At 45.2% G+C, this 11,775-nt stretch carries 11 protein-coding genes and 1 pseudogene; 5 read left to right on the plus strand and 7 right to left on the minus strand.

Annotated elements, in window-relative coordinates; all coding sequences use genetic code 11:
• Nucleotides 1-229: 229 nt before the first annotated feature.
• Nucleotides 230-1,549 carry an MFS transporter gene (locus NSCA4_RS0102825; protein ID WP_016686729.1) on the minus strand — a complete coding sequence of 440 codons (1,320 nt, stop codon included), beginning with the start codon at nt 1,547-1,549 and terminating at the stop codon, nt 230-232.
• 559 nt (nt 1,550-2,108) lie between these two features.
• Between NSCA4_RS0102825 and NSCA4_RS0102830 the strand changes: the two genes are divergently transcribed.
• Nucleotides 2,109-2,417: a hypothetical protein gene (locus tag NSCA4_RS0102830; protein ID WP_016686730.1), complete on the plus strand. Its 309-nt coding sequence runs from the start codon at nt 2,109-2,111 to the stop codon at nt 2,415-2,417.
• A gap of 172 nt (nt 2,418-2,589) precedes the next feature.
• Here NSCA4_RS0102830 and NSCA4_RS0102835 read toward each other — a convergent pair whose 3' ends face one another.
• The 4 genes from NSCA4_RS0102835 to NSCA4_RS12695 form a co-directional block, all read right to left on the minus strand.
• A complete protein-coding gene (locus NSCA4_RS0102835; RefSeq protein ID WP_016686731.1) occupies nt 2,590-3,438 on the minus strand; it encodes an ABC transporter ATP-binding protein in 849 nt (282 codons plus the stop codon).
• A 134-nt stretch (nt 3,439-3,572) separates the two neighbouring features.
• The gene (locus NSCA4_RS15965; RefSeq protein WP_016686732.1) at nt 3,573-3,845 is read right to left on the minus strand and encodes a hypothetical protein; all 273 of its coding nucleotides are present in this window, start codon (nt 3,843-3,845) and stop codon (nt 3,573-3,575) included.
• Between the two features lie 65 nt (nt 3,846-3,910).
• Nucleotides 3,911-4,117: a hypothetical protein gene (locus NSCA4_RS15970; protein ID WP_016686733.1), complete on the minus strand. Its 207-nt coding sequence runs from the start codon at nt 4,115-4,117 to the stop codon at nt 3,911-3,913.
• A 349-nt stretch (nt 4,118-4,466) separates the two neighbouring features.
• Nucleotides 4,467-5,690: a ferredoxin reductase family protein gene (locus NSCA4_RS12695; RefSeq protein WP_255265265.1), complete on the minus strand. Its 1,224-nt coding sequence runs from the start codon at nt 5,688-5,690 to the stop codon at nt 4,467-4,469.
• A 9-nt stretch (nt 5,691-5,699) separates the two neighbouring features.
• On the opposite strand from NSCA4_RS12695, the gene NSCA4_RS14940 reads away from it, so the two are divergent.
• The 4 genes from NSCA4_RS14940 (at nt 5,700) to NSCA4_RS12700 (ending at nt 9,246) form a co-directional block, all read left to right on the plus strand.
• A complete protein-coding gene (locus tag NSCA4_RS14940; RefSeq protein ID WP_141565456.1) occupies nt 5,700-5,954 on the plus strand; it encodes a LysR family transcriptional regulator in 255 nt (84 codons plus the stop codon).
• Nucleotides 5,923-6,378 (plus strand): LysR substrate-binding domain-containing protein, encoded by a 456-nt coding sequence (locus NSCA4_RS0102855; protein ID WP_016686736.1) that lies wholly within the window; start codon nt 5,923-5,925, stop codon nt 6,376-6,378. Before NSCA4_RS14940 ends, NSCA4_RS0102855 begins: the two co-directional genes overlap by 32 nt.
• 145 nt (nt 6,379-6,523) lie before the next feature.
• Nucleotides 6,524-6,898: a hypothetical protein gene (locus NSCA4_RS15730; RefSeq protein WP_218015739.1), complete on the plus strand. Its 375-nt coding sequence runs from the start codon at nt 6,524-6,526 to the stop codon at nt 6,896-6,898.
• 158 nt (nt 6,899-7,056) lie between these two features.
• Nucleotides 7,057-9,246: an ATP-dependent DNA helicase gene (locus tag NSCA4_RS12700; RefSeq protein ID WP_218015740.1), complete on the plus strand. Its 2,190-nt coding sequence runs from the start codon at nt 7,057-7,059 to the stop codon at nt 9,244-9,246.
• Between the two features lie 352 nt (nt 9,247-9,598).
• On the opposite strand, the pseudogene tehA reads toward NSCA4_RS12700, so the two are convergent.
• Both tehA and NSCA4_RS0102870 read right to left on the minus strand, forming a co-directional pair.
• Nucleotides 9,599-10,531 (minus strand): annotated as a pseudogene (gene tehA / locus NSCA4_RS12705) (dicarboxylate transporter/tellurite-resistance protein TehA).
• Between the two features lie 222 nt (nt 10,532-10,753).
• The gene (locus tag NSCA4_RS0102870) at nt 10,754-11,503 is read right to left on the minus strand and encodes a class I SAM-dependent methyltransferase (protein ID WP_016686739.1); all 750 of its coding nucleotides are present in this window, start codon (nt 11,501-11,503) and stop codon (nt 10,754-10,756) included.
• Nucleotides 11,504-11,775: the final 272 nt, after the last annotated feature.

The following is an 11,775-nucleotide window of genomic DNA, read 5'->3' on the forward strand; positions in this document are numbered from 1 at the left end:
CGGGTGTGTACGGATGGCGGCCGGACGGTTTGTTGCTATGATACTGGAGTTCCGATATACAAGGGTGTGTGTGGTACGCACGCACGCGTTTTCATCATTCAAAACATTGTTTCAAATTTTCAGACGACCTCAAACGTCATCTGAAAATCTCTAGCATAAAGGTCGTCTGAAAACCAATTTTGAGTTTTCAGACGACCTTTTGCTGATTTTGGGCTGTCGATACGGTTGTTTAAGAGCTGATTTCCTCCAGCGTCCTGCCTTTCGTTTCTTCTCCTAAAGCCAAAATCACCAATACAATCAGCATCATCACGCCGGCGAACATCATGAATATATTACTGAACCCGCTGCTGCCGCCAATCATCGCGGCAACCGCCATCGGCGCGAGGATGCCGCCGATGCGTCCGATTGCGCCCGCCCAGCCGGAGGCGAAGGCGCGGAAGCGGAGGGGGTAGAGTTCGGGCGTGTAGGTGTATAAAACGCCCCATGCGCCGAGGTTGAAAAAAGACATCAGGCTGCCCCATGCCATGACTTCGGCGGCGCTGCTGCTTTGCCCGAAAAACCACGCGCAGACGGCACAGGCGGCGAGAAAGCCTGCCAAAGTCGCTTTGCGCCCGATTTTTTCCACCAATGCCGCCGCCGCGATGTAGCCGGGCAGTTGCGCGACGATCATCACCAGCACATATTCAAAGGTTTTAACCACCGTATTGCCCTGTTCGACCAAGAGTTTCGGCAGCCAAGTAAAAATGCCGTAATAGGAAAAGACGATGCCGAACCAAACCAACCACAGCATCAACGTGCGCCGTGCGAAAGACTGTTGCCAAAGTTGCATAAAACGGATGCGCTGTTTTTGCTGTTGCGGCGGTGCTATGGCTGTTGCGGCGGGCGTAATCCCCGCTTCTTCTTCCAAGCGGCTGACCAGCCGGTGCGCTTCGTCCGTTTTGCCTTGCGAGAGCAGGTAGGGTACGGATTCGGGTATGAGTTTCAACACCAGCGGGATATACAAAATCGGCAGCGCGCCGATTAAAAATGCGCTGTGCCAGCCGAATTTTGGGATAAAGAAATAGGAAGCGAGTGCTGCGGCAAGCCAGCCCAGCCCCCAAAAACTTTCCAGCAACACGATAAACCGACCGCGTACTTTCGGCGGCGCATACTCGCTGACCAAGGACACCGCGACGGGAAGCTGTCCGCCCAGTCCTACGCCGACAAAGAAGCGGCAGGTGAGCAGTGTTGCAATGTCGGGAGCAAAGGCGCATAGGCCTGTCGCCGTGCTGTACACTGCCATGGTCGCGGCAAATACGGTTTTCCTGCCGAAGCGGTCTGCCAGCCAGCCGCTCGCTACCGCCCCCAGTGCCATGCCGATAAAGGCGATGCTGACTATCCAGCCCAGTTGCGCCGGCTGCAATCCCCATTCTTTGCCCAATGCGGGCAATATAAACGACACGATACCGGTATCCATTGCGTCAAACAGCCAGCCGATGCCGACCAATACCAGTAATTTGTAGTGGAACCTGCCCGACGGCAATGCTTGCAGGCGGGAAAGAATGTCCATCTTGATTCTCCTTTGGGGTTTTGAGGAAGTATATATAGCAGATTCGCTTGATTTTTGATACGGTACCTAACGACATAGATGCTTTTGATTTGGACTTACAGTAGAGTTTTTGCGAAATTGGGTGTTACCGGAAAGCAAGCCCGGTGCTTGAGCGTGTACTGAAAATGGTTTGAGGTCGTCTGAAAAGCAAAAAACAGTAAGTGAGGTCGGGTTGATAAGCCCAACGCTTTCTGACAAGCTGTACACACTCGGCTGATTCTGTCGGAACGATAGGTTCGCCCAATCAACTTGGGTTATGAAGCCCTTTAGGTTATGTTTAAGATTGTTACTGGCCTCCCGGTTTTTGATAAAACTTTTACTGACACAGCTCAGTGCAATATTCAGGTTATTGACCCGAAAAAAGCTCCTAATCCACCTGCGCGGGTTAGTGGGGCAGGAACGGGTAAAACAGCAGACGCTGCTTGTACAGCTGCAAAAAAAAGATGCAACCCAAAAAGCGCCGGCCGGAACTTATGCCAGACATTGCCAATGTAAACCTACTTAAATTGGAGAATCAAGAATGCTGCAATATTCAGAAGTAGTGAAAACTGTTGTTGTAAATCCGATTGCCCTAGAAGATGATGAATTGAATTTTAAAATTGAAATTCTCAAAAACAGTAATGATGAGTTTCACGCACGCTTGTTTAGGCTGGAAACCTATTTAGTCAAACCGTCTTTTGTCGAAGATATATTCGCAGATGAGTTGCAGTATGTACTGGATTTGCATACTGTGCCAGATCTTATTGCAGCATACAGATCTTCGGTTGAAGATTGTTTGCAATCCGCATTGAGAGAATTAGAAAAGAAATTCAGTAAACAGTCATTTTAAAATGGTCTAAATGCCTTTTGAATGGCTTCCAACCGGAATCATAGGGCAAGCAAGCTGAAGAGAAGTAAAGCCGAATAAATCAGTATCTTCATTTTTTACATCTGTTTGATGGTAAAGGTCGTCTGAAAACGATTGGGCAAAATCCGATATGTCCGTTTTCAGACGACCTTTTCTAATTTTCTTCTTTTGCCCAATGCTCCCTTACCCGCGCTTTGCCGTCCGCGTCCAAACGGCGGTAAAGATTGATGACCTCGTCGGCGGAGGCGGTGTTTTCCGGCTGCGCCGCGCCGAACAGGGAGCGCACATAATCATCCGCCGGATGGTTTTGAATATCCTGCGGCGTATCGACTTGAACCAGCCTGCCTTGGTGCATCACGCCGATACGGCAGGCGAGCTTGGCGGCTTCGTTCATGTCGTGAGTAACGAAAACAATGGTGGTGCCGAGTTTTTTATGAATTAGAGACACCGTTTCCTGAAGGGAAGCGCGGGCGAGCGGGTCGAGGGCGGAAAAGGGTTCGTCCATCAGCAGGATGTCGGGTTTGGCGGCGATGGCGCGCAGGATACCGATGCGCTGCTGTTCGCCGCCGGAGAGTTCGTGCGGATAGCGGTTTAGGTAGGTTTCGGGCGGCATGCCGACCAGTTCGAGCAGCTCGTTCACGCGCGATGTGCGCTTCGGTTTGTCCCAGCCCAAAATGTCGGGCATCAGTTCGATGTTCTGCCGCACGGTCATGGTGGGGAACAGGGCGATTTGTTGCAGCACATAACCGATGCGGTGGCGCAGCCCGCGGATGTCGTAATCTTTGATACGCCTGCCGTTGAAATAAACATCGCCGTCGGTCGGCTCGGTCAACGCGTTAATCATGCGCAGCGTAGTGGATTTGCCGCTGCCCGAGCCGCCCACCAATACGAAAAACTCGCCTTGATAAATGGTGAGGTTCAGTTCGTTTACAGCGGTGTGGTTGTCGTAGCGTTTGCTGACGTTTTTGAATTCGATTAAGGGAGTATGTTCAGGCTGCATCATAAATATCCTTTGCAACTTCGACAAAACGGCGCGGCTCACGTTCCAATAATTTTGGCAGGTCGTCTGAAACGGCGGCAGATTAGGCAGTGGTTTTGGTAGAAGTTGGGTTTTTAATCTGACCTACTTGCTGAAAGTTACACAAATTCAGGGAAATGCCGTTGCAGTTGTTCGGGCGTGAGGCTGGGGGTAATCAGCTCTTCGTCTTCATCGCAGGCAACGGCGACAAAATCGGGGGCGACGAGCTTGGCGCGCAGCAAATCTTCAGTTGTGCGGCGGCAGGCGCGTGGAAAGCATTGGCGGAAGCGGTCGTATAAGTCGTCCCAATCGGTTTCTTGGTACACAGTAGCCTGCACGCTTTGCGCCACCGCATTGCCCGCCGCGCCGCTGTCAAACAGATATTCTGCCAAATCCGCCCCCGACCAGGCAACGACTGTTCCAGCTCGGTACGGCTTGCGGTGGAACCGTATTCGCTTTAGTATTTTTCCACCACGCGCGCGAGTAGCTCTTCCGTGCCAACCGACAGCGAGGGGAAATAGAGATAGGTATTGTCGCAGTAGAAATTGTGGAAAATGGCGGCGTACACGGTTTCGTGCGGGCGCTGCCTGCGGATGCTATGCACGGCATCGACGATGATTTGATAGGCGATGTTTTCGATAGATTGCCAATCCGGCTGCGGCATGGGGCGTCCTTTCAGGCTGCCTGAAAATGATGGGGCGGTGTTCGAGGGCATCGGGTTTGATATTTTAGTGGCGTTGGCGGAATTCGGGAATCCGATTTCATCGGAAAGGGTAAGTTTAGACTGTTTTAGGGTTTCAGACGACCTCTTTAAGCCATAAGGCCGTCTGAAAAGCAAAAAACAGTCCGCAGCTTCATTTTGAAGGTGCGGACTGTGTTTGTTTGGGCTGGGTTAGGGCTGTTTTCTTACGCTGCCCTATATCTGCAACCGTTTAGCGGAATTCGAAGAACTCCATATGCTGCGACCGTGTTTTCAGGTTGTCTGAAATGCTGAGTGTGCAACTGCGGCTGTCTCAGAGCCACAGGCTGCGGTTTGCGCTATCGCGGACGGTCTGCCCGATATGTTCGGCGGTAAGTCTTTGGGTTTCGGAAGGAATATAGCGGAAATTCACGTTGGCTTGTTGCGCTAAATTTTGCCAGTGGGCGAGCGTTTCGGCGGGCAGGTTTCTATCGGCGTGAAACCAGTCTATCGCTTGGGTGACAGGCTGTTTTGCCAGTTCGTTGAGGCGTGCGAGGAATGGGGTAAAACCAATGCCGTTGCTGACCCAGATTTGCGCTTGCTTGTCGGAAAAGTCGAAACGTCCGTATGCGCCGTCGATTTGCACGGTGTCGCCGATGTTCAGGCGTTGTGGCAGGCGGTGGGTGTAGTCGCCCAAGTCTTTGATCACGAGCGTGAGTTGTTGGTTATCAGGCTGCCAGTCGGAGGCGATGGTAAAGGGGTGGCTTTCGCCGTGCGTGCGTAAAAAGAGGAATTGTCCTGCGCGGTGTCCCTGCCATTTCGGGGCGTTCAGGGTCAGGGAGAGCAGGTTGCCGTTTTGGTTCATGGCGGATACGGTGGCGTTTTGCGGTTTGCCGATGCGTTTGAATAGGGCAATCAGCGAGCAGGCGATACCTGCAACTAAGGCGGCGATGATTAGCCAGCCCAGCGGTTGCGACCAGTAGGAAAAGTTTACCAGCACGATGGTATGCCACACGAGCGCGAGATAAACGGGTACGACCAGGATGTGGAGTTTGGCAAACCAGCGGTAGGGTATGCGTTTGATGAGGGCGGCGACCAGTAGGACGATGATGATATAAAAGGCGATTTCACCAACTTCTTCTGCAAAGTGGCGTTGGGTAGCCAGCCAATCTTTTAACGTTAATATTTCCTGCATTGGCGGGCGCGGCGGCTTTTTGCCGTCAAACAGTCCGAGCTTTACCAGCCATTTTGGGAATTGCTTGCTGGTCCAGTGCAGGATGCTGCCTGAAAGGGCGATGATGCCGAACCATTTGTGCAGGCGGTACATTTTGTCCAGCCCGCCGAGCGGGGTTTCCAGTATTTTGGGGCGCACGGCAAGTATCAGGCAGCTACTCATCGCCAGTATGCTGATGGCGCCTGTGAGTTGCAGCAGTAAGCCGCGCAGGGGATATACCCCTAATTTTTCCGGAAACGGAGTGGCAAGCAGCCATAAGGCGAATATGCCGCCGAAAAACATGGCTAAGGTCAGTTTGATGATCCGCTGTTTGTGCGAGCGCAACGGGGCGTTGTGCCGACCAATCGTGCGTTAGAACTTGCTCCACAAGTGAAAAAGGTGCTGAACGAGGTGGAGCAATTATTACAACCACCACAGTTTGAACCGCAAACAGCAGAATTAACTGTACGCATCGCCTGCGCCGATTATGCAATGCGCGCTGTGATTGTGCCGTTTCTGGGGTTGCTTAAAATTCAAGCCCCGAAAATTAAAGTAGCGGCAAATCGATTTTGCGCTGGTGACACCAGACTTCCAAGCACCGGATATTAATGCAAAAAATTTGTATGACGAGTGTTATATCTGCGCCGTTCGCCACGATCACCCAATAGCCCAACAGGCGCAACTTACCCTTGAGCAGTTTTGCCGGTTAGAGCAAGCTTTGATTTCTTATTATGGCGGCAGCTTCAGCGGTATTACAGACCAAGCCCTTCAAGCGATGGGATTACAAAGGAATGTCAGCCTGTCAGTACAAAATTTTATCGTTTTGCCTGAATTGCTGGTGCAAAGCAATCTATTGGCAGTCGTGCCTGAGCGTTTAATTGCCAACGCGCCCAACCTCAAACGGTTTGAACCACCCCTTAAAATTCAAGGCTTTACCAAAACACTGATTTGGCACGAACGGACCCATAAAGATCCTGCGTATCGCTGGGTAAGGGAGTTGATTGAAAAGGCTTGTGCCGCAAGCGCAGCATAGGCAAAGGGATGGATAGATAACATGTGGGGAAAAGGTTATCTGAAAAATCTTTGCAACAATTATATTGCTCCTTAATTCACTAATTTTCTTAACGTAATTTATTATGATAAAATCACATTTAATGTAATTGCATAAGGAGAAAGCTATGCTAAAAATAGATATTGCAATAAAAGAAACTGCTTCCGTTATTTCTAAGAATATTGATAGATTTGATGATTCAGAAAGAGGCTTACTTTCACAAAATATTCTTGCCCAGTTAAGAAACTTAGTCGAATATATTGCACAAAAAATATATAGTAATGGTCAGGATATTGATCCTAACAGCTATTCAGATAAAAAAGAAGCATGGGAATATATTAAATCACAAGGCAGCTTTGATTTCCTACATAAATTCCATAGCCTATTACAAAAATCCGTATCGCACTATACTATAGATGAGAATGGGTCTGAAAGGTTAATGCTAAAATATTATGAATACTTACTAAAAATAAAATCATTATTAAGAAAAAATATGGGTTAGATATTTTATATAATATAGAAGAATTTCCTTTAAATTTAGATGAAAAACTAACTGAGTATTATGAAAAAATATCATTAAAAATAAACGCAGACTATATCAATAATACCTATTATGATTATAATGATAGATATTATATTCAAAAAATAAAACCTTTCTTTGTGAGACAAGAAATATATTATGAAGTTACATTTACTATTGCAAATGATAAAGTAAGTAAATTTGATAGGATTATAGCCTTTACACGCCATGATATACTGGATAATTATGCAGTAAAATTAAGAATAAGAGAAGATTTTATTGATATACTAAACAGTAGGATGTTAATTAAAATTATTGATAACTGGGAAGTGTCAATACGTAATTGTGAATTTAAGAATTTCTCAAAAATTTTCAACATGCAATCAGTTCATTCTAATAGTAATGAATATTCTTTAATAATGAAGTATTTAACTTATAATAAGATTAATTTTGTTGATATTGTACGATTATCAGACAATTATTTTTATGATTTTAAAAATCAAATAACTTCACAAGTAAGAACTGCTAATTTTATCAATATATTGGAAGTTTGTAGACACCTTATAAGAAATAATTTAGCAGGAGGAAATGTTATTAGTTATTTGCTGTATAAATTAAATAACAAAGTAATTAAAAGTCAGTTTAATAATGCTTTATGTCATAAGTTATCCAACTTAAATCTTAGCTGGGGGTGTATTCCATTTGATAAAATGCCATTCACGACATCTTTAATAAGTCACAACCCTAAAGTGCATGATTTATTTAATTGTATTAATCCATCGAATCGTGAACATGAGTTCCTATCAAGACTCATTAAGAATAACGCAGAGAAAAAAGGAATCTTATTTACAAAATTAGAAGAAATATCTGGCTTCTCTAATATTCAAGAATTAATGAAGAAGTATAATTCCAACGTATATCACAAACACACTAATCGTAACTTGATTGAATATAAAGGATTTATCTATATAAAAGAATATGTAGATAATTGCATTGATATTATCCTGGAAATAAAAAAATATGCAAATGAAAAGATAGAAGGTTATACTAATTCAGTTATTTCTTGGCTAAATGATGTTTCATATAAAATTGATTGTAATGAGAAATTAGAATTACTAAAAAATATGTTTTCTCAATCTAGAGTCGCATTAATCTACGGTGCAGCAGGGACAGGTAAGTCTACAGTTATAAACCATATATCTAACTTTTGGAATGACAAAGAAAAAATATATTTAGCCAATACTAATCCTGCTGTAAACAACTTAAAAAGAAGGGTAACCACTAAAAACAGCTATTTTATGACTATTTCAAAGTTTCTATCTAAAAGAAATAATCATGTATCTTGTGATTTATTGGTTATTGATGAGTGCAGTACTATTAGTAATCAAGATATGGTAAGTATTCTAAGGAAAGTAGATTGTAAGATGCTTGTTTTAGTTGGCGATGTTTTTCAAATTGAATCTATTTTGTTTGGGAATTGGTTTGACATTATTCGTAGATTTGTCAATCAATCTGCAATTTTAGAATTGAAAACACCATATAGAACAACTAATGAAAATTTATTAACGATCTGGAATAGAGTTAGAGAGTTAGATATAGCGATATTAGAACCGATGGTAAAAGAAAACTATTCTGTTAGATTAGATAAATCAGTACTGGATCAGCCAAATGATGATGAGATCATTTTGTGCCTGAATTATGATGGTATTTATGGTATTAATAATATTAATCATTTTTTGCAGAGTAATAACCCAAACCGGCCTGTTTTATGGGGAATACACGATTACAAGGTAAATGATCCTATTTTGTTTAATGAGTCAGAAAGATTTACTCCACTTATTCATAACAACATGAAAGGAAAAATTGTTGATATTAACAAAACAGAAAGTGAAATATTTTTTACTATTGAATTAGATATTACCATAAATGAAATTGATGCGGATGGATATGATTTTGAACTTTTATCAAATAAAAATAGTAAAAATTCAATAATTAAATTTTCAGTTAAAAAATATCCAGATACCGATGAAGATGATGATTCATTTGATAAATTAGTTCCATTTCAAGTTGCTTATGCTGTATCTATCCATAAATCACAAGGTTTAGAATACAAGTCTGTCAAAATCATTATTACGAATGAATTAGAAGAATTGGTAAGCCATAGTATTTTTTATACGGCTATTACAAGAGCAAAAGAAAATTTGAAAATTTATTGGTCTCCGGAAACAGAAAAGGTCATTCTATCGAGTTTTGAAAAGAGAGATTTTTCTAGAGATATTGGGTTATTAAAGGGGATGATAAATTCCCAAGGCAACACTAGAGAATTATAGACATCATCTACGAATAAGGTCGGCATGGCAGGTTTTCAATACGGCTTTGCTTTATCTTTTCAGTCGAGGCAAGAAATCTGGAATTTGAATGCGGCGGATGAATAAATCGACACTGGTGTATATTGCTTGCTATGTTTATTTGGCAGGTGGCGAATTGGTGGAGCTTTTTTCTGAACTCCCCCATAAGCATTGAACAGCGTACGTTTTACCTCCCGCAAAGAAATATAATTCACACCAGTGTAAAATATAGTCAGTAAGCACAGTCGGATTCTAGAATCCGACTGTGCTTACGCCGTTTTCAGACAACCTAAAACCATGTCCGATTTATAACGCCTTTAAGCCGAACGATTTTTCATTTAACCAACAACCGTCCCTGTCTCGCCAAATTCAAAGTCGCCAGCAACAGCAACATCACCAAGCCGGGGCCTGGGATGGAGAGGAAATAGCCTAAAAACAGTAAACGCTGTTCGGCAATCAAATGGAAACCGCAGCCCGTCATGGCCGCCAAACCGAATGAGAAACCCCAAAAGCTGGGGCTGAAACCCTGCTCCAGCATCCAAGGCAGAAGGCGCAGCAGTAGCAGGAATTGCAGGCAGCCGTAGCCGATTAAAAGCAGCGCGAAGGCATCGATGTGCCCGCCCGATACGGCAAAATAAGCGCCGCTGCCGACAAAAGCGGGCGCAAGCTGAATGCCGACAATGCCGCGCACAGGGGGGTTGACAGGTGTGCCGATGCGCAAACGGCTCAATATGGCGGCTTCCAAGCTAAGCCATGAAAACAGCCCCGCGCCCAAAAACAGCTAAGCATAATCGGACAAACCCAATGCTGCCATTGCGGTCGCGCTGACAAAATTGGTGGCAACAGTGGGCAGGTACACAATCGGAGTAGTGGCATCAAGGGTATGGACGCCGCGCCACAAGCCGCCTGCTCGGTACATGGCAAATGCCAACTGCCCCGCTGTTCCCAGCAAAATCAACCCTTTTGCCAGTGGCGTTTGATAGGGTAAGGCTGCCAAACCTGCCAGCATCGTGGTAATCGGAATCGCGCTGATGAAACAGCATTGCACCAAATCCTGCAAAAATTCGGGGCGGAAAAAATGGATTTTGATGATGTAGGCAATGACCAGCAGCAGCCAAAGCACAAATGCTGCGGCTAACAGCGTTTCCGCAGCCCAATTCGGCAAAAGCCCGATATGTGCGCCGTAACGCCACGACAAACCGAGCGCGAAAAGCCCCAACGGCATGCTGAAATAGCTGAGGGGGACGGGAAATTTTTTGGTACTCATGACAATGTGTGTTTTAGGGAAAGGCGGTAGTATAGCCGATTCAAATCGGTAAGCGCAGCTTGGGTTGAGACTCGATAAAGACGTTAAATTTGCCTGAGACATTGGGTTTCAGCACGAGCCGTATTGGGTATGGATATTCTGATGTTTGAGTTTATAAATGTGGTTTTCAGACGACCTTTTCAGATTTCAAGGTCGTCTGAAAAAGTAAATGCGGCGGCTGTATCAAACAGGTTTGCGGAAGGTAATACAGTAAAAGCGGTTGCTCCACAGCAGCCGCGTTTTCTTTTCCCGTACGGTTTCGGGAATGCAGTTTTCGATTTGTGTTAGGTCGAAATCGGTGTCTTGGAAATAGCTCCGCGTGAATAGGCTTTTTTTGTATTGTTGTTGGATGAAATCGGTGGTTTCGTCTGCAATCATGATTTTGGTGCCAGACTTGGCAACGCGCAGCATTTCGTTGATGGCTTTTTGCTTGTCGCTGAAAAAATTGATGCCGCCCACATGGAATACGACGTCGAACATATTGTCGGCAAAGGGTAAATCTTCGGCGTTGCAGTGTACCAAATCCAAGCCCGCCGCTTTTTTCCGCCATACGTCGCGGCAGCGTGCCAACATGCCGAGCGACAGGTCTGCTCCGGTCAAATCCAGTGCGGCGGGGTCGATGTCGGCGGGCAGGTGGTTTAAATCGGTACCTGTGCCGATGGAGACGTAGAGCGCGGTGCAGTCCTGCCGCCATTCCAGTTCGTCCATCAGGCTGCGCCGTGTCTCGTTGATGCTGTTGCCGTATCTGAGGCGGGCTATCCAGCGTTCGCCGAAATCGTACCAACGGGCGAGGCGGTTGTACATGTTCATGTATTTGGCGTTGTCGCCCGTTACGTTGTCGGAGTCGAGGCACAACAAGATACCGTCTTGTTCGGGCGGAAGCTGATTTTGCAGGGCGAGCTTGAGCTTTTGGATGAGCTTGGCGGAAGGCATGGTGCTTCTCCTGTCGATGATTGAACTATAATATGGGTTACTAAAATTATATGCTCAATCTCATTTTCAAAATGCAAAAATTTTCTGATTTTTCCTACTTTTTGCTCAATATTAGGAAAGTTTTAGGCAATTGAAAATTTTTTGGCGCATTTTTATGCGTTAAATTTCGTTAACAGACTATTTTTGCAAAGGTCTCTGAAAGCCCGATTTGATGGGAAACAGGCGATTTTGGGTGGCTGCGCTGCCTGAAATAAAGGCCGTCTGAAATCGTG

Source organism: Neisseria sicca 4320 (genome assembly GCF_000193735.1).
In the GTDB taxonomy this organism is placed as follows: domain Bacteria; phylum Pseudomonadota; class Gammaproteobacteria; order Burkholderiales; family Neisseriaceae; genus Neisseria; species Neisseria sicca_E.

Bases quoted from the DNA above. Each gene is read 5' to 3' on its own strand.
- NSCA4_RS0102825 (WP_016686729.1), bottom strand. From the start codon at position 1,549: ATGGACATTCTTTCCCGCCTGCAAGCATTGCCGTCGGGCAGGTTCCAC.
- NSCA4_RS0102830 (WP_016686730.1), top strand. From the start codon at position 2,109: ATGCTGCAATATTCAGAAGTAGTGAAAACTGTTGTTGTAAATCCGATT.
- NSCA4_RS0102835 (WP_016686731.1), bottom strand. From the start codon at position 3,438: ATGATGCAGCCTGAACATACTCCCTTAATCGAATTCAAAAACGTCAGC.
- NSCA4_RS15970 (WP_016686733.1), bottom strand. From the start codon at position 4,117: ATGCCGCAGCCGGATTGGCAATCTATCGAAAACATCGCCTATCAAATC.
- NSCA4_RS15730 (WP_218015739.1), top strand. From the start codon at position 6,524: ATGCTAAAAATAGATATTGCAATAAAAGAAACTGCTTCCGTTATTTCT.
- NSCA4_RS0102870 (WP_016686739.1), bottom strand. From the start codon at position 11,503: ATGCCTTCCGCCAAGCTCATCCAAAAGCTCAAGCTCGCCCTGCAAAAT.